This window comes from Paenibacillus sp. FSL H7-0331, from assembly GCF_001956045.1.
The window spans coordinates 269,571-286,778 of record NZ_MRTH01000008.1 but is presented as its reverse complement, the minus strand read 5'-3'; the positions used below and the strand labels follow the sequence as shown (position 1 = coordinate 286,778).

At 49.4% G+C, this 17,208-nt stretch carries 14 protein-coding genes, 1 pseudogene and 1 riboswitch; of the genes and pseudogenes, 5 read left to right on the top strand and 10 right to left on the bottom strand.

Features of this window, described 5'->3' with window-relative positions; translation table 11 throughout:
• Positions 1 to 3 precede the first annotated feature (3 nt).
• On the bottom strand, positions 4 to 1,515 hold the full coding sequence (locus tag BK127_RS14660) for an FAD-binding oxidoreductase (protein ID WP_076231263.1): 1,512 nt from the start codon (positions 1,513 to 1,515) through the stop codon (positions 4 to 6).
• Positions 1,516 to 1,671: 156 nt separating this feature from the next.
• Between BK127_RS14660 and BK127_RS14655 the strand changes: the two genes are divergently transcribed.
• Complete coding sequence (locus BK127_RS14655) at positions 1,672 to 2,364, top strand: FadR/GntR family transcriptional regulator (RefSeq protein WP_076231261.1); 693 nt, start codon at positions 1,672 to 1,674, stop codon at positions 2,362 to 2,364.
• Between the two features lie 15 nt (positions 2,365 to 2,379).
• Here the strand turns inward: BK127_RS14655 and BK127_RS14650 are convergent, their stop codons facing one another.
• The 5 genes from BK127_RS14650 to BK127_RS14630 form a co-directional block, all read right to left on the bottom strand.
• Complete coding sequence (locus BK127_RS14650) at positions 2,380 to 3,273, bottom strand: ROK family protein (RefSeq protein WP_076231258.1); 894 nt, start codon at positions 3,271 to 3,273, stop codon at positions 2,380 to 2,382.
• A 40-nt stretch (positions 3,274 to 3,313) separates the two neighbouring features.
• Positions 3,314 to 4,318, bottom strand: a complete 1,005-nt coding sequence (locus BK127_RS14645; RefSeq protein ID WP_076231256.1) for a zinc-dependent alcohol dehydrogenase family protein — start codon at positions 4,316 to 4,318, stop codon at positions 3,314 to 3,316.
• Positions 4,319 to 4,447: 129 nt separating this feature from the next.
• Complete coding sequence (locus BK127_RS14640) at positions 4,448 to 4,783, bottom strand: metal-sensitive transcriptional regulator (protein WP_372237355.1); 336 nt, start codon at positions 4,781 to 4,783, stop codon at positions 4,448 to 4,450.
• Positions 4,784 to 4,986: 203 nt separating this feature from the next.
• A complete protein-coding gene (locus tag BK127_RS14635; RefSeq protein WP_076231254.1) occupies positions 4,987 to 6,060 on the bottom strand; it encodes a Gfo/Idh/MocA family protein in 1,074 nt (357 codons plus the stop codon).
• Between the two features lie 110 nt (positions 6,061 to 6,170).
• Positions 6,171 to 7,007: an AraC family transcriptional regulator gene (locus BK127_RS14630; protein WP_076231252.1), complete on the bottom strand. Its 837-nt coding sequence runs from the start codon at positions 7,005 to 7,007 to the stop codon at positions 6,171 to 6,173.
• 173 nt (positions 7,008 to 7,180) lie between these two features.
• On the opposite strand from BK127_RS14630, the gene BK127_RS14625 reads away from it, so the two are divergent.
• The 3 genes and pseudogenes from BK127_RS14625 to BK127_RS14615 all read left to right on the top strand — a co-directional run.
• Entirely contained in the window at positions 7,181 to 9,439 is a 2,259-nt protein-coding gene (locus BK127_RS14625) for an FAD-dependent oxidoreductase (RefSeq protein WP_076231383.1), read from the top strand.
• Between the two features lie 187 nt (positions 9,440 to 9,626).
• Positions 9,627 to 10,307, top strand: a complete 681-nt coding sequence (locus BK127_RS14620; RefSeq protein ID WP_076231250.1) for a helix-turn-helix domain-containing protein — start codon at positions 9,627 to 9,629, stop codon at positions 10,305 to 10,307.
• Positions 10,308 to 10,330: 23 nt separating this feature from the next.
• A pseudogene (locus BK127_RS14615) lies at positions 10,331 to 11,185 on the top strand (IS3 family transposase); the annotation flags it as partial.
• 133 nt (positions 11,186 to 11,318) lie between these two features.
• Here the strand turns inward: BK127_RS14615 and BK127_RS14610 are convergent.
• The 3 genes from BK127_RS14610 to BK127_RS14600 form a co-directional block, all read right to left on the bottom strand.
• Positions 11,319 to 12,329: an HD-GYP domain-containing protein gene (locus BK127_RS14610; protein ID WP_144026460.1), complete on the bottom strand. Its 1,011-nt coding sequence runs from the start codon at positions 12,327 to 12,329 to the stop codon at positions 11,319 to 11,321.
• Between the two features lie 100 nt (positions 12,330 to 12,429).
• Entirely contained in the window at positions 12,430 to 14,253 is a 1,824-nt protein-coding gene (locus tag BK127_RS14605; protein WP_179097487.1) for a FapA family protein, read from the bottom strand.
• A gap of 132 nt (positions 14,254 to 14,385) precedes the next feature.
• A riboswitch (cyclic di-GMP riboswitch) is annotated at positions 14,386 to 14,468 on the bottom strand.
• Between the two features lie 252 nt (positions 14,469 to 14,720).
• On the bottom strand, positions 14,721 to 15,710 hold the full coding sequence (locus BK127_RS14600) for a carbohydrate kinase family protein (RefSeq protein WP_076231242.1): 990 nt from the start codon (positions 15,708 to 15,710) through the stop codon (positions 14,721 to 14,723).
• A 253-nt stretch (positions 15,711 to 15,963) separates the two neighbouring features.
• On the opposite strand from BK127_RS14600, the gene BK127_RS14595 reads away from it, so the two are divergent.
• A complete protein-coding gene (locus tag BK127_RS14595; protein WP_076231240.1) occupies positions 15,964 to 16,335 on the top strand; it encodes a DUF1904 family protein in 372 nt (123 codons plus the stop codon).
• A gap of 91 nt (positions 16,336 to 16,426) precedes the next feature.
• Here the strand turns inward: BK127_RS14595 and BK127_RS14590 are convergent, their stop codons facing one another.
• Entirely contained in the window at positions 16,427 to 17,167 is a 741-nt protein-coding gene (locus BK127_RS14590) for an alpha/beta hydrolase (RefSeq protein WP_076231238.1), read from the bottom strand.
• Positions 17,168 to 17,208 lie beyond the last annotated feature (41 nt).

Here is a 17,208-nt window from a genome sequence, read left to right as displayed (position 1 = left end):
CTTTTACCCCTCCCCATTGGTCGTTTGACCATTATGCTCGTTAAGGATTGGATCGGCAGCCTGCTTGGTCCCTGATTGGGGCTCATGCGGCGCTGCATCCTCTGCTTCGTTCTTATATACAATCCGCTTACGCGTTTCAGCAAACAGCTTGCCGGGGTTGAGAATGTTGTCTGGATCAAATGCTGCCTTCAGGCGTTTCATGATATCAACACCGGAAGCACCTACCTTCCATTCCAAAAAGGGTGCCTTGACCATACCAACACCATGCTCGCCGGTGATCGTACCACCCATGCCGATAGCCGCTTCAAAAATTTCCTCAAAAGCCAGCTCGACCCTGTGAAGCTCCTCCTCGTCTCGCGCGTCCGTCATCGCCGTCGGATGCAAATTGCCATCGCCTGCGTGCCCGAAGGTACAAATTTGAACATCATGCTTGCTGGCAATCCGCTGTATTTCCAGAACCATATCAGCAAGCCTTGAACGCGGTACGGTGGCATCCTCGAGTATCGTCGTCGGACGCAAGCGCGACAAAGCGGCAAGCGCCGTCCTGCGAGCCTCCATAACCTTGGCCCCTTCCTCAGGAGTTGCTGCAACCTTAACCTGGATCGCTCCCTGCTGCTTGCAAATGTCGGCGATTTTCAACAAATCGCGCTCGACCATGGCTTCGTCCCCATCCTGCTCAATGGCCAGAATCGCTTCTGCATCCACCGGCAAGCCGATCTTGGAAAAGTCCTCAACGACGCGAATTGTCGCTTTATCCATAAATTCCAGCGTACAGGGCGTAATCCGGCTGGCTACAATTTGTGATACGGTTCGAGCTGCCGATTGAAGATCACTGAAGATCGCGATCATGGAGCGTCGGAAGTCCGGCCGCGGAACAAGCTTCACAGTAGCCTCGGTCAAGATGGCCAGCGTACCACCAGAACCAACAAGCAGCCTCGTCAGATCGTAACCCGCCACATCCTTGACCAGCTTGCCACCCGTACGTAAAATCTCACCATTGGCCAACACAGCCTCCAGGCCGATTACATAATCCTTGGTCGTTCCGTATTTCAGTCCGCGCAAGCCCCCTGCTCCCAGCGCAATATTACCGCCCATCGTACAAATAATCATGCTGCTCGGGTCTGGAGGATAAAATAAACCCGTTTCTTCGACCGCCAAATGGAATTTTTTCGTATTCAAGCCGGTTTGAAAGGTGGCGGTCAAATTGTTCTGATCGATCTCGATCAGCTTGTTCATCCGCGTCATTACCATCACGAGACCGCCCTGCATCGGAACGGTGCCTGCACACAGATTGCTGCCTGCACCACGTCCAATAACGGGAATCCGATTGGCAGCACATATCTTCATCACAGCCGACACCTCTGCGGTTGAAGCCGGAAATACGACGCCATCAGGCATCGCCTGGTAAAGCGGGGTTGCATCATAGCTGTAGGAAACGAGCGTTTCATTATCATGTTTGTACCAGCCTGGGCCTACAGCAGCCTTCAGCTCTTCATGTACGGATGGTGATATCATCGATATAAAGCCTCCCCGTTGCATATTGAATCGTTCTGAATTACAATCATAAATAGCAATTAATAATTAGTCAGGTCATCTGATGACTTTAATTATAAGAGGTTGCTTTTACCTATGTCAATATCGAATTAACCTATTAATGAAAGGATCGATATTATGCTGATTCCAAAAGCTTCTACTGTAGTCTCAGAAGCTCTACGCGAACAAATTATGAAGGGGGATTGGCTCGTAGGCTCCCGGCTTCCTTCCGTTGAAAAGCTGGCTGAGCTCTTTCAGGTCGGCCGCTCCACGATCCGCGAGGCATTGGCTTCGCTGAAAGCCCAAGGCTGGGTGGACGTACGCCACGGTGGAGGTACCTTCGTGCTCAAAGATAAAGAGCCTGCCATTGGAATTTGGCAGGCTCCTGAAATTCAGGATATCAAACAGCTCAAAGCCTGGCTTGAGCTGCGTTATATACTCGAAACGGAAAGCGCAAGCCTGGCAGCCGGGCGTCGCTCGGCTGAGCAGCTCTCCGAGCTCAAACAAATCATCCAGGAGATGATGACGCTCCAGGAGGAAAACCAGCTTGATCAGGCTGACATCCGCTTTCACGTTGCGATTGCCCAAGCCTCAGGAAATCCGCTGCTTGCGGGAACGCTGGAGTCATTGTTTTCTTCCATGGGACCCATCATGCGTGAAAGCCGACGTCTCTGGCTGTTCGCCGAGCAGAGTGAAGCGTCCAGACTGTCAGACGAGCATTTTCAACTGGTAGAAGCGATAGAACAAGGCTCTGCCACACTCGCCAAAAAACGTATGGCCTCCCATCTGCGCAAAGTTGAGCAAACGCTGCAGCGGCTTAGCAACAGTTGAACGAAAGCTACAACACTAGACTGTAACTCGGCTCCGCTCCAGCTCCTGCCTTGCCAGCACTAAAGAACCACTCAAACCGGCATTGTCCCCCAAAGCAGGTGGTACAATATATTGGCCGATTTTCTCAGGTGTCAGCTCTTCCTTCTGGACATAGCCGTTCAATATGCTAATAACATGACGGTGGATTAACGGAAATAATTGCTTTTGCTTCATGACACCGCCGCCAAGGATGATTTTCTTAGGAGAAAGAATATAGATGAAGTTCGTCACAGCCTGCGCTAAATAATAAGCTTCGAATTCCCATACTTGCTGGTTCTCCACCAGATCAATCCCTTTGCGGCCCCAACGTTTCTCGATGGCAGGTCCTGCAGCCATACCCTCCAGACAATCGCTATGGTAGGGACAAGATCCAGCAAACGTATCCTCCGGATGACGTTTTACCAGAATGTGTCCCATCTCCGGATGAAGCAGGCCGTGCAGCAGCTTGCCTTCAACCACGGCTCCTGCGCCGATTCCGGTACCAATGGTCACATATACGCAGCTGTCCAGTCCTTTGGCTGCTCCCCACTCCGCTTCCCCAAGAGCTGCGGCATTCACATCAGTGTCAAATCCCATCGGCACATGAATATGCTTGCGAAGCTCGCTCAGGATCGGGTACTGACTCCAATATGGCTTCGGCGTGGTCGTAACGCTTCCGTAGGTAGCACTCTCTTTATTCAGATCAATCGGACCAAACGATCCGATTCCTATCGCTTCAACCTGCTTGTCTGCATAATAACGAATCACTTGACCCAAGGTCTCTTCCGGTGTGGTTGTCGGAAAGCTGATCCGATCCATGATTTCACCATGCTCGTTACCAATCCCGCAAACAAATTTAGTGCCTCCTGCTTCTATTGCTCCCAAAATCATAATCGTAGGTCTCCTCCATCAATAGCAATTAATTTGATTCTTAATATACAATAACACCTTTGTTCACATTCATTTTAGGATAATCGCCCATCACCTGTGGTATATCTGCAAGCTTGAATTTGTGGCTGATTAACGGCTCTATACTCACGATTCCCTGTTGAATAAGGGCAATGGCTTCCTCGTGTGTGTGCGGATTAATAAATGAACCTAATACATGAAGCTCCTTGGCAAAAATCGCAAACGGCGACACCTTGATTTGAGTGGCTGGTGAAGCAACGCCAAACAGCAGCACCTGACCGCCTTTTCCCGCAGCTTCAAAAGCCAGCTCCATCGATTCGGGGCGTCCTACGCATTCAATAACAACATCGGCCTGGCTCTTCAACTGCTCCACAACGTCCGCAGTCGGGCTTACGACCTCGTCCGCTCCTAATGCGAGCAGTGCCGCATGCTTCTCAGCTGCAGGGTCACTGACGATAATTCGGGCTGCCCCCTGCTTCTTGACCAGCTGCAGGAACAATTGACCGATAAATCCGCCACCGATCAAGAGCACGGTATGAATCGGACGAATGTCGAGCTTTTTAAAACCATGAAGCACACAACCGAGCGGCTCAACCATAGCTCCTTCCACAAAGCTCATTGAATCGGGGAGCAGGTAACAATTGGCTGCAGGCGCTACACAATATTCACCCATCCCACCGTCTCGCGTAACACCGACTGCCTGAAGGTGATCACACAGGTTCAGCTGACCATTGCGGCAATATCGGCAACTGCCGCAGTAAATATTCGGATCAACCGATACCCGATCCCCCACTTTAAGCTGGGTGACACCTTCTCCGCATTCCGTGACTTCACCAGCAAGCTCATGTCCCAGCACGATTGGAGGTGTAACGGCTGCCGAACCCGGATTTCCATGATAAATATGCTGGTCCGTGCCGCAAATGCCACAGCCTTGAACACGAATTCTGACCTCTCCGGGCATAAGCTCGGCTGGCTCCCATGCGACTACTTCAATATGATGCTTGCCTTGCAATACCGCTGCCTGCATGTCACTATCTCTCCTTTAATTTATACTTCTCAAATCTTAACAAAAAAACAACAGCCCCACAATACAAAGCAAGTCACTTGGACTGCTTTTATTATGAAGCTGTTTATACAACTTTGTCAGGCATTTTACTTATTTCATAAGCTTGCCCATAGTTTTCAGCAGCTCATCAATGACATCCGTATCTCCCTGCTCCAGCCGCTCCACCAGACAGCTTTTCATATGACCCTCCAGCAAAATTTTGCCGACACCATTAAGAGCGGATTGAATCGCTGCGATCTGGTTGAGCACATCATCACAATAAGTGTCCCGCTCAATCATTCCCTTAACACCGCGAATCTGGCCCTCAATCCGGTTCAGCCTCGTTGTCAGGCTGCTCTTGACCTGATCGGAATGGTGGCTTTGACGTTCTCCATGGATTGTACAGCCAACTGCTTCTGTATCACTCACACCAATCTCAGCGGTCACAGATACTTCCTGAGGCTGTTGAACAGCCTGATCATCAGGTGTGTTCCTATTCATATTACTCACTTCGCTTTCCACGATGCGGGTCATGCGCCCGCAGAATTGTATGTTTATTATACAATATTTCCTCAAGCAGCAGCAGCAAAAAACCTTTCGCATAACGCGAAAGGCCAATTGAGTATAACCTAACCAAATTAATAAGCAGCTTACAGTTCAGGAATAAAAATATCGACTTCCCGCTTCAGCTCGCTTGAGCGCAATATTCCGTCAATAATTGCCTGATTACGAATAATTTCTGAACCGGGAATAGGAGCAGGACGACCCTCCTGGATCGCAGTAACGAAATCGCGGATTTTCTCATAAAAAATGTTGATCTGGTGCTGCTTGACAGGAAAAGCGCTCTCCGTGTTGTGACCCAAAATATCATGAAACAGCGATACCGAAGTAATACCGCCATCCCAGGCCCCGTTACCGGAAGGTGTGACCTTCAAGCCAGCGTCAGTGCCAAGAAACAGAGTAGGTCCAAGCGTATCCATATGCATAGCCCAACCAATTTTGAAATTGACGACAAGATCTCCTTCAAAGCGGATCATCGCCATTCCGAAGTCTTCGACCTCGAACGCGCTGGCCTGCGGATGATAGTGAGGATTCGTGCCAAAATGATTACTTGTCATCGCTGAAACTGTCAGCGGCTTCGGATACCCAAGAGCATTGAGCACCATATCGAGCGAATAACAGCCAATGTCGGCCAGTGCCCCGGCGCCAGCCAACTGTTTGGAAATAAAGGTGCCCTTCGGCATGCCTCTGCGCCGTCCGCCGCCTGTCTGTACATAATATACATTGCCAAGCTGTCCAGACCGAACGATATCACGGATCATTTGCATGTTCGGATCGTAGCGGGGCTGAAAGGCGATGGATAACATTTTGTCGGTCTGTTTGGACGTTTGCACCATTTCTACGGCCTGCTCCATCGTGACTGCCATCGGTTTTTCCACAAGGACGTGCTTACCTGCACGCAAAGAGTCCACACTGATCGAGTGGTGCGAGACATTGGGTGTACAAATACTGACTCCATCCAGCTCCAACTCCAGCAGCTTGTTATGGTCGTCAAACGCCTTTACACCCTCCAGCTCGTACCTCGCGATAAATTCATCAGCTTTGCCTGGAATAATATCGGCTACCCCGACAATTTCCACATCATCCATAAGCCGATAAGCCTTCAAATGCGCGCCTGCAATGTTGCCACTGCCGATAATACCAATCTTTATTGTCTGTGCCACCCTTGTCGCCTCCTGTACTTGTAACCAAGCTTGTATGATTAGCCAAATTCTATCATGTTCCGGGTAGGCTTCCTACTGCGAAAAGGTGACATACCGCTTCAACATTGCGACTACACCCGATGCATTTTACGATATTGGGAGGGACTTGCCTTCATCCTCCTCGTAAACACGCGGCTTAAATAAAAACCGCTCTCATACCCGCAGCGTTCTGCAATTTGCTCCAGAGTCATTTCGGTTTCAAGCAGCAGCGTCTGTGCTTTCTGCATGCGGAGGGTCGTCAAATAATCAATTGGTGTTGTCCCATGAGCCGCGTGAAACTTCCTCGTAAATTGCACAGGGCTTAAATCCTGACTAGCACTCAGCTCTTTCAGACTGACCGGTTCAAAAGCATGCTGCTGCAGCCATCGGGTTGCTTCCACGATCTTGGGGTCCTTGTCCTGCTGCTCGCTCGTCTGTTGGGAAAAGCCGCTCTCGACCACATGCTGCTGCCACAGATCGTTCAAATAATGGTCCCACAGCAGCAGCCGCTGCTCGTCCGGCAAACGTGTCAATTGGTGGATGTAGTAATAAGTGGAAGACAGCCGATTATGGTCCATATAGGTAAGCTGAACGGGCGGGGTGAAGTTGGATGTCCCCTCACTCCTATACGATGCTGCATTGGGCAGCATGGATGGGAAGGAGTCCGTCGGCCAGCCAAGCCTTATAAAATGGAACGAAACCGGCTCCAGCACCTCCCGTTCAAACACAACACCTGGCGGGCATAGGATAGCATCGCCAAATATCGCAGTTCCAGCCGCCTCTCCGATTCGGTAACGAAAAGAGCCATTCTCGACAGCAAACATCACCCATTCCGCATAACTGTCCTGCATGAACTGGAATTTGTCCTTCTGGTGCCAATAGGCATAGCTAATAAAATAAGGCTTCCATTCCCATAGCGGTGCGTGCATACGGTTCCTCCTCTGGAATCACTTGTTCCCGTCCGGCCAGGCAGCAGCGGCTTGATTCCCGAATTATGAAATAAAGGATATGTCTGATGTATAATCCGTGCATGTTCATCGCATCCAGCCGATTTTATAATGAAATTACAGATATTAACCATTATACTACTGAGGTGATCCTAATGAAAAATGAAACTGTGCAAACCGATATTACCGTCATCGGTGGCGGCCTATCGGGTGTGAATGCGGCGATCGCGGCAGCCCGCTTGGGGCAAAAGGTAGCTCTGATTCAGAACCGCCCTATGCTTGGCGGCAATTCCAGCAGTGAGGTCCGTGTCTGGGTATGTGGAGCCACCTCGCATGGCGTTAACCGCTATGCGCGCGAAACGGGCATTATGGGTGAAATGTTCGTTGAAAACCAATACCGCAATCCCGACGGCAATCCGTATTTATGGGATATGGTTGTGCTGGAATCCGTGCTGGCCGAGCCCAATATCCAGTTGTTTTTGAATACGGATGTGCATGAGGTCGAAGCGTATGGAGATGAGGATGATCGACGGATCGCTTCAGTCACAGGCTGGATGATGGGCTCCGAGCGGCGGATTCGTTTTGAAAGCGAGCTGTTTTTGGACTGCACAGGCGATGGGCTGGTAGGGTTCCTTGCCGGAGCACAGCACCGGATCGGCCGTGAAGCCAAGGATGAATACAATGAGGATTGGGCGCCTGAGGTCGCTGACAACATTACGCTCGGCAGCACGCTATTATTTTATACCAAGGATGTCGGACATCCGGTTCGATATGTACCACCCAGCTTTGCCAAGGATATTGCAGCTACAACGATCCCGCTTAAAAGGGTGATCCGCAGCGGCGACAACGGCTGCAGCTATTGGTGGATCGAGTGGGGTGGCGAGTTGGATACCGTGCATGAGAACGAACGTATTCGTGATGAGCTGTGGTCGGTCGTATACGGTATTTGGGATTATATCAAAAACTCCGGTAAATTCGAGGCCGAGACGATGACACTGGAATGGGTCGGCTCGATTCCCGGCAAACGCGAATACCGCCGTTTTATCGGCGATTACGTGCTGAACCAGAACGATATTCTCGCGCAGCGGGAGTTTGAGGACCGAGTCGCCTTCGGCGGATGGTCCATTGATTTGCATCCTCCCGGAGGCATGTACGCGACGGAGAGCGGCTCGAAGCACCTGCATCCTGACGGCATCTATCATATCCCTTTCCGCTCGTTATACTCGGTGAATGTATCGAACTTGATGTTCGCCGGGCGCAATATCAGCGCCTCGCACGTAGCCTTTGGCACGACGCGCGTGATGGCGACATGCGCGGTCATTGGCGAGGCCGCGGGTACCGGCGCGGCCCTGGCTGTGCAGCACGGCGTGACGCCACGCGCCGTGTATGAGCGGCACCTGACGCAGCTGCAGCAAACGCTGCTGCGTCAGGATGCCTCGGTCATCGGCCTGCGCAGCAGCGATGACGAGGATCTCGCACGCCGTGCGAAGCTCACGGCGTCGAGCACACTGCGACGGCTGGCGGTCGAAGACGCCGCGGAGCCGGTGGCTCTGCAGGGCGGGGACGTCGCCCTGCTGGTGCCGGTGGCGCCAGAGCTGCAGCGGATTGAGCTGCTGCTCGACGCCGCGGCGGCAACTACGCTTGAGGTGGAGGTATGGAGCACCGGCCGCGCGGAAAATTATATCCCGCATCGACTGGAAGTAAGCGGCTTGGCTGCCCTCACACCCGGCGAGCGCCAGTGGGTCAGCATTCCGCTAGCATGGAAGCCGCCAACGGCACAGCATGGCTTTATTATTATCAAAGCCAATGAGCATGTGACGCTGTATGTATCCCATCAGCCACAAACCGGGGTGCTCTCATTCGTTAAAAACACGTCTACGACCGTATCTGCTGATTTCAGCAATCAGGATCCGGAACAACCGGTCGTATTGTGGAGTATGAAGAAGCTGGTGCGCAAGCCCTTCTGCTTCCGCATGTACCCTGAAACAACCGCCTTCGAGGTCGAGCATGTAACGGATGGCTTTGTCCGTTCCTATGGTGAGCCGCACATGTGGCTGTCGGAGGCTCGGGACCCGGCTGTGTCTGAGTCCGCTTCCCTTGAGCTGCAGTGGCAGGAGACTGTGCAAATTAGTGAAATTCATCTCACCTTCAATGACGATGTGAATGAGGATCTGATTAATCTTCACCATCACTATACCCCGTTTCCGGTTATACCTGAGTTGGTTCGGGACTACCGTCTGGAAGCCTATGTGGAGGGGCAATGGGTCAAGGTCCATGAGGAAACAGCCAATCACAAACGCAAGCAAATCCATCGGCTGCCTACAGCGGTAAGCACCGATCAACTGCGCCTGGTCATCGAAGCAACGAACGGGAGCCTCCACGCAGAAGTTATTGAAATACGCGTCTACGGGTAATCACAGAGTCGTAGCGGTGGCGCAATCAGCGAATCGTAACCACTGATGTGGAGGGGTCAAATAGCAACTTAGTCATCAAGTAGGCCCACACACAAAAAAGGCTGTCCTCCCTGCAAATAATGATATGCTCCCCTTTAAGTAGACAGGTTTAAAAAATAAACCACTCTACTTAAAGGGGAGTTTTTCCTTGTCACAAAAAAATACATATAAGGCAATAGATAAATTCGCCATCTTAGAGGAACTAAAATCGGGACGAGCCGGCCGGGCAGGCGTTGCGAGCAAGTATAAGATCAGTGTGAATACCCTGGTGAAATGGCGACGTCGGTATGAGTTATACGGAATGGAAGGACTTGAAATACGGTCTTGTAATAAAAGCTATACTGCCGAACTTAAGCTTCAAGCGGTTCAAGATTATTTGTCCGGGCATTATTCTCAATACGAAATTATTGATAAGTACAAAATATCAAGCCGTACCCAACTCAAAAGCTGGGTGGACAAGTATAATGGTCATAGCAGCCTAAAATCCTATGGTGGAGGAACCCAAGCTATGACGAAGGGTCGAACGACAACTTGGCAAGAACGAATAGATATTGTCTTATATTGTCTTGCGCATAATCAGGAATACCAAAAGACAGCAGATCACTATAAGGTTTCTTATCAGCAAGCGTACCAGTGGGTGAAGAAGTACGAGGATGGCGGTGAGGATGCACTACAGGATGGTCGCGGACGGAATAAAGCGCCCGAAGAGCTAAATGAAGCGGATCGTCAAAAGATCGCGATGAAGAAGTTGGCGTATGAAAACGAGCGGCTGAGAGCGGAGAACGCGTTACTAAAAAAGTTACAGGAGCTCGAAAGGAGGCGACGTTAAGCCAACATCGACAGGAGAATGTCTACCTGGCTATTCAGGTCGTTCAACAAGAAGGTCCCTTTAGCTTGAAGTTACTGTGTAACCTTGCAGGGATCCCTCGCTCAAGCTATTACAAATGGCTGAACCATAAACCGAGTGCCCGTGAACAAGAAAACCAACAACTCTTAGAAGCGATGATCTTGCTGTACGAGAAGGTTGGAGGCATCTACGGGTACCGTCGATTAACGCTTAATTTGTGTCGGCAAACCAAGAAAGAGATTAACCATAAAAGAATAAGCCGTCTTATGGGGGTTGCTCGAATTCAATCTGTTATTCGCAGAAAGAGGAAGAAATATGCAGGGTCAACACCACAGCAAGTTGCAGAAAACTTGTTAAACCGTGAGTTTCAGGCCGAGTTACCTAACGAGAAGTGGGTAACAGATGTAACTGAATTTAAATATGGAACGAGCCAGAAAGCCTATCTAAGCGCTATTCTTGACCTGCATGATAATACCATTGTTTCCTATGTCCTAGGTCACTCGAATAATAATAGGCTTGTATTTGAAACAATAGACCTCGCGTTACAAGCAGCTACAGGGAGTACTCCTTTGCTTCACAGTGACCGTGGCTTTCAATATACCTCTTTAGGCTTTAAGAAGATAATAGATGACAGCAAATTAAAACAAAGTATGTCACGCGTTGGCAGATGTATAGATAATGGGCCTATGGAATCATTCTGGGGTACGCTGAAATGCGAGAAGTACTATCTAAACAAATACCATAACTTTGAGTCACTTAAAAAAGATATTGAGGAATACATTTACTTTTACAATTACGAGAGACTCCAAGCAAAATTAAACGGCCTCAGTCCTAAAGAATTCAGGACCAAAGCCGCTTAACTTATTTTTATTATTTGTTCTGTCCACTTGACGGGGTGCAGTTCATAATGCCGGGGGACAGCCTTTTCTTCAATTACATAGATCAGCAACCATTAGTCTAAATCACAATTGGTTCCTGACCGTATCCTTTCTCTTACTCCTCGCTCTCTGTTTCCACCTTAAACAGCTTCTCAATATATAAGGTTGGCTCCTGACTGAGATCAATAAAGCTTCCCTCAACTTCAACTAACGGATTTACCGGATTTTTATCATTTAACATCACGATTTTACCGAGCTGTCCATCCGATAGTACAACCTCGCAGCCTATTAAATATATCATCAGCTTTTCCATAAAGCTGTGCACGACAAGGGGATCCATAGCCCCATAGGCATGTACCCACATGTTTCTTAATACCTCATACAAAGGCAGCTCTTCCCTGTAGGCCCTTTTCGAGGTCATCGCATGAAACACATCCGCAACAGCTACAATTTTGCTCCACGGATCCATCTCTGAGCCCTTGATACCGAGCGGATAGCCACTGCCATCTTCCCGTTCATGGTGCTGCAAAGCGACGAGAGCAGCTCGTTCATCCACTTCCGGCTGACGCATCAAGCACGCGTAACCAAGCTCTGGATGAAGCTTCATTTGTTCATATTCCTCACTCAGCAAGCGGCCGGGCTTCTGCAAAATAGCCGGTGAAATAAACAGCTTGCCCACATCATGCAGCATCCCAGCCATTGCCAGGCGGGGGATTTCATCCTCAGGAAGCTTCATCCAGCGTCCAATCATCGCAGCCATCATCGCCACGCCCGCACTATGTCGGTACGTATAATCATCTACCCGCTGTATCGTGAGCATAAATCCGATAATTCCAAAATCCTTGGACAGGTCACAAAGCGTAGGCAGTATGGTTTGCTTGATTTTCTCGAATGGAATGTTCCCACTGTGCTCAATTTCCGAGAAAATCTGTTTGACTTCCATGACCGACTGATCCATAATCTGCTCCATCTCGTCTAATGCCGGTTCCAGATCCTCCGGGCTGAGGTGAATACAGTGTTGCGATAACAAACGGCTTGACTTCTCATTCAGCAGTGTCGATGCGGGAAGCAGCAGGGCGCTTTGTGATGTATAAATATTTTTGTTAATTCGCCGACCCTTAAACACATCGAAAGCATTCAATTTCTTCTTAGATATGACTTTTCCCCCTCTTTAACCGTCATAGGTCAGATTAACTTTCGCACAGCGTTCACTGATTCTCTTACAGTTAAGAAGTTCGAAGCTGCCGCATGATCCAGACCTTGTCTATGGTCTGATTCTCGATCACATCTACTATATCAACACAGAAGCTATCCACACATACGCGCCCCGAATACATTTTGCGAAGCATGATCTTATCTTTCGCTTTCAATTGCGACAAGGAGCCTGTGACGCCCCCAATAATAGAAGCCGATATCATGCCATCCGCCTCCAGTCGAGATCCTCTGCATACCGCATCATTGTGATAAAAAATAATGTTGTCTGTTGATCGGAGGTCGCTTTGCAGCACACCCTCCTTGCGGATCATAATATCTCCTTGCGACTGCAGTGTAGAAAGATGACATTGACCGATATCAATTTTTATGTTCGTTTCCTTCATGTTATCAATTTTTTCGACGGTTTGTTTCAGATCGTAGAGCAGACTCATCCATAACGCTTCGGACCCCTGCGAATAAACCTTGGATACATCGCTGAACATGCCCAGCTTATCCATCAAATACTGCCAGGCTTCATGATCCTGCTCCGGTACGCTATGGACATGGACAAGCAGCTTATGGATCAGCTTCGGAATTTCCTTGAATTTATTATCTACCAGCAATTTGACAACTTGTCCAAAAGCAGCATTTTGACCTTTCTGCCTGACCTGATCGGTTAGCAGCTTGGCGGCTTCCATCAGGTGCACCAGCTGCACAGACAATGCCTGCGAGCCTTCCTGAATACGAACGACCTTTTCACCGCAGTAGCCTGCATACAGCTTACTTTTCACAACATTGCCTTTCACAATAATACTTCCCGTAGCGGTCAATACGGCACTGTACACACAGCCAACCACATAAATCGTACCGAGCGCTTCAATCGTCATATTTTCCGTGACATCACCATACACCATCACATCACCTGAGAAAACAATATTCCCCGTGCTTAGATTCACGTCACCCGAAACAATGTAAGCGGTTGAAATATCCAAGTACAAGGTATGGGTACCCGTTACCCGCGGCCTGCCCTCCTTCATCGCGATAAAAGTATCACCTTGTTGTTCCACGTGTTCCCTGGCTATAACGTTCACATCCTGCGGCTTGGGGGGAATCACCAATTGACGGTGCACATTGTAGCCTGTAATACCATCGACAGCCTTGATTTTTTTGGCAATAACCTGACCTTTGCGAACTGAAGGAATCTTCAGCGAGTTTCGGTAATCGATTCCACCGCCGACCTCCATGAAGCCCCTTTCTACCACTTCAGTGAAAAACAGCTCCATACGCGCATCCTCACCCGGAACGGGGTAGCTGCCCTGTGCAACGAGAACAGGCTTGAAGGTAGGCTCCTGCAGCTCCTGATATATATTCCCGATATCCAGATTGTATGAAATCGATAACTGGGAAAGCTCCTGAGTCACCTCAGCCAGCTCCAATTTGCGGATCAGCTCCCCTGCTTCCCGATCCAGCTCAAGCGTCACTTTAGAGGCCGGCTCTGTGTTTTTCAACCTAGGTTGAACGAGCTGTGTATGGCGTACAATCAGGAACACTTTCATCTGATCCTCGGATACAAGAATCTGGAACAAGGGCTCATCTTCAGCCTTCCATTCCATTCGTTCATTGCCCTTGACGGTATAAGGGCCTTCTACCAACTCACCGTCAACGATCAGGCTTATCGGATGTCTGGCTTCGATGACAGGCAGTGCCCCCTTCGCCGTATCCACCTGAACATGAATGTGATCGTTATGGACCCAAATCCAATTATGCTCGTCATTACCCCCTTCAGAAACCCTTATCGGCTTGGAGGAGGATCTATCCATTTTGGGAACCGCTGACGACGGTTGAGACAGTTTCATGATCTCAGTTTCTTTGATAGGAATGGTCATTCTCGTCTTCCTTTCCATTATCCGAATTCACAAAAAAAGACACCTTCCCCATGTAACGGGAAAGATGTCTCATATCACTAAGCTCATCCGTATTCTCCCATTTTCGGTGGCATGGCGACCATAGAAATATCTTTAGGTCCATTGCTTTGCGTCCTTGCCTTTCAGCAAGTTTGCCTTTATCGTATGTGAGTGATTGTTGCAAAAAATGTAAGAATATAGATTTTTTTGATTAGAACTAAATGCCTGTAACATATGGCTAAGCCTAATTCGTAAGTACCATGAAATCGATAATTATATGACTAAATAGTAACATTCTTACATCACTTTTACAATTGATTTCTACAAGTATCGGGATTTTTTTGTCGATTTCACGCGATAAAATGGAAGTCCCTAAGAGCTCCTGTCGAATCCCTGGAAACCATTAGTGGAATTGTTCACTAATCCTCCATAGCTTCAAGCTCCTCCATCGTTGGCAGAGCAGCAAACACACCATGACGCGTTGTTGTCATGGCACCTGCTTTATTGGCAAAAGAAAAAATCGAGCGCACCTGCTCCTCGTCGTTCAAGATGGTTTCGATTTGCTCTGCAGTCGCTCCACGCTCCGCAAGCTTGAGCAGCATCGCACCGACAAAGCTGTCACCAGCGCCTGCGGGATCTACCGATTTGACACGAATACCGGGAATCGATGTCATTGCCTGGCGTGTAACCACACAGCAGCCGTATTCACCTAGTGTCACGACAATTACCTTTGCCCCCATATCCAGCAGCTGCTGGACGGCTTCCGCGGGTTCCAGACCGGTAAGGGCGGCTAAGTCCTTCTCATTGATCTTCACGATATCGGCCGTCCCGATATGGTTCCGCAGGTCCTGCCGCATCGTTTCTTCATCCGGCCATAAAATAGCACTCGAATTAGGACAGCAGCAGGTCAGGCCGCCTGCCGCCTTGATTCGGCGCGCCGCTGCCAAGGCCGAGGTCTGTGAGCGCCCTTCACTCAGAGGCGCAGAACCATAATGATACACGGCAACGTCATCGAGCCAGGTTTCATCGAACTCCGCCCTCTTCAGGTTGTTACCGTTCACCCTTGTCTCTCCGTCAGAATCGAGCTTGTTTCCAGACTTATCGTCGTGGTCCTCGCTCCACTCCGTCCATGCCAGACTCGCCATATCCATCCCGACGAGCGCAGCCTCAACCCCGGCAGCCTCCAGCTCGCTGCGCAAATATAAACCGGACGCGTCGCTCCCGATCTTTCCTATATAACGGGAATCACCGCCGAGCTTTGCTATTGCCGCCGCCACATAAGCAGGCGTTCCTCCACTTGCGGTCTGTCTACAGGACGCCACCCCATCTGATTGCTCCTGTTCCTCCAGCCTATATCCCGTCAATAACTCTCCGTAGCACACTATTTTTTTGGGTCTCAATGTAAACATACAGATGCGCACCCTCCAATATTACTTTTTTCCATAAATTAATTAGGTCTTAAGAACCTTTTGTTCATATAATCATAGCACAAATTGTTACCAAAGGTACAAGACATTCCTCTCTTCTTGATGTTCATAAATCCTCCACAAGATGAGTAGTGACCACATTGACAACCGGCTGAAACCATAGTACGATTTGGACTAACCAAAGTCACAGGTAGACCTTACCTGCATTTTCGTAAAAATAAGGGAGACCGACAGCATGCCTTATTTGCGCTTCAAAGGATTTTCCAACGAATATTTACACTCCGTCGCACCTCGTTTAATAGAAGAATTTGCCCAGCTTGTTCAAATTGACAAGAGTATGGTCAAGATCGAAACCCTGCTCACTGAAGCTATCTCGCAGGTGCCGCTCAGTCTGGAAATTCTGCTATTCCCCAGAAAGCAAGAGGTACATGACGCCGTAGCAGCCAAGTTTAATCAGATCCTGCGGGAGTCCGGCTATGAGCAGGTTCATATCTTTTTTATTTTGTTGAGTCCCTATGTTTATTATAAAAACGGTGAACCTATAGCGCATCGTCAAGCTGATGAAGATACGGAGCCTGCCTTCAAGCACAAATTAGAGCTTTCCTGAATGTCAAAACGATTGCCCCTTCCTATTCAGGAGCGGCGCAATCGTTTTTTATTCGTTTACGGATTCGCTGTTGGCAGGCCTGTACCTCCAACTATTTCGCCTGCGCTTGCAGCCACAGTACAAGCTGTTGACTGGTAAAGCTCCACTGATCTGTGGCCGTTATCCCAGCAATCCCATCGCCATTCTGGGGTCCATAGCTGCCAAACTGGGCATGATTGCCACCTGGGATTTCCACATACTGTGTCTGCATCGGTAAATAGGCTTTCGCCTGCTCCAGGACTGTTCGATTCAGCACGCCGTCCTCTGAACCAAATAGCGACAATACGGGTAGCCCCGCTTCACGTAAGCCTCCTGCTTCATCAGGATACGAAGCGAGGAAAAATACCCCCTTCAGCTGTTGGGTATGCTTCACCGCATAACGTGCTGCCATCACACCACCAAGCGAATGACCTCCTATTACAAAGGTTCGATCTGGTACCGTATCTATAATCCCGTCCGCCTTATTCGCTCCAAGCACAGCCAGATTCAGTGGCATTTTCACTATCCATGTACGAAATCCTTCCTGTGCAAGCAGCAGTGCCAGAGGTGCATAGCTTTCTGGACGAACACGTGCACCTGGGTATAGGAGCACATCCGTCTGTTTAACCATAGATGGCTCGAACTGGATCCAGCCTTTATGCTCCGTAACCGTTATCCCACTTCCGCCCTTCATCGCTTCAAGTCCTGCTACCGCTGGTGGATATGGCTTCAAGTAGATGCCAACGGCTAGTACAAGAACCACGAGCAACACCATCATGGTGGTCCATATCGCCTTTCGGGCTCCTGGCTTCATCGGCTAGCCTCAATTCATTATGTATGTTTACGTTCTATCCT

What these genes read in the sequence shown, in the direction of transcription:
- BK127_RS14605 (WP_179097487.1), bottom strand. Translation starts at nt 14,253, where the DNA reads ATGAAACTGTCTCAACCGTCGTCAGCGGTTCCCAAAATGGATAGATCC.
- BK127_RS14625 (WP_076231383.1), top strand. Translation starts at nt 7,181, where the DNA reads ATGAAAAATGAAACTGTGCAAACCGATATTACCGTCATCGGTGGCGGC.
- BK127_RS14650 (WP_076231258.1), bottom strand. Translation starts at nt 3,273, where the DNA reads ATGATTTTGGGAGCAATAGAAGCAGGAGGCACTAAATTTGTTTGCGGG.
- BK127_RS14630 (WP_076231252.1), bottom strand. Translation starts at nt 7,007, where the DNA reads ATGCACGCACCGCTATGGGAATGGAAGCCTTATTTTATTAGCTATGCC.
- BK127_RS14660 (WP_076231263.1), bottom strand. Translation starts at nt 1,515, where the DNA reads ATGATATCACCATCCGTACATGAAGAGCTGAAGGCTGCTGTAGGCCCA.
- BK127_RS14655 (WP_076231261.1), top strand. Translation starts at nt 1,672, where the DNA reads ATGCTGATTCCAAAAGCTTCTACTGTAGTCTCAGAAGCTCTACGCGAA.
- BK127_RS14595 (WP_076231240.1), top strand. Translation starts at nt 15,964, where the DNA reads ATGCCTTATTTGCGCTTCAAAGGATTTTCCAACGAATATTTACACTCC.
- BK127_RS14600 (WP_076231242.1), bottom strand. Translation starts at nt 15,710, where the DNA reads ATGTTTACATTGAGACCCAAAAAAATAGTGTGCTACGGAGAGTTATTG.
- BK127_RS14645 (WP_076231256.1), bottom strand. Translation starts at nt 4,318, where the DNA reads ATGCAGGCAGCGGTATTGCAAGGCAAGCATCATATTGAAGTAGTCGCA.
- BK127_RS14590 (WP_076231238.1), bottom strand. Translation starts at nt 17,167, where the DNA reads ATGAAGCCAGGAGCCCGAAAGGCGATATGGACCACCATGATGGTGTTG.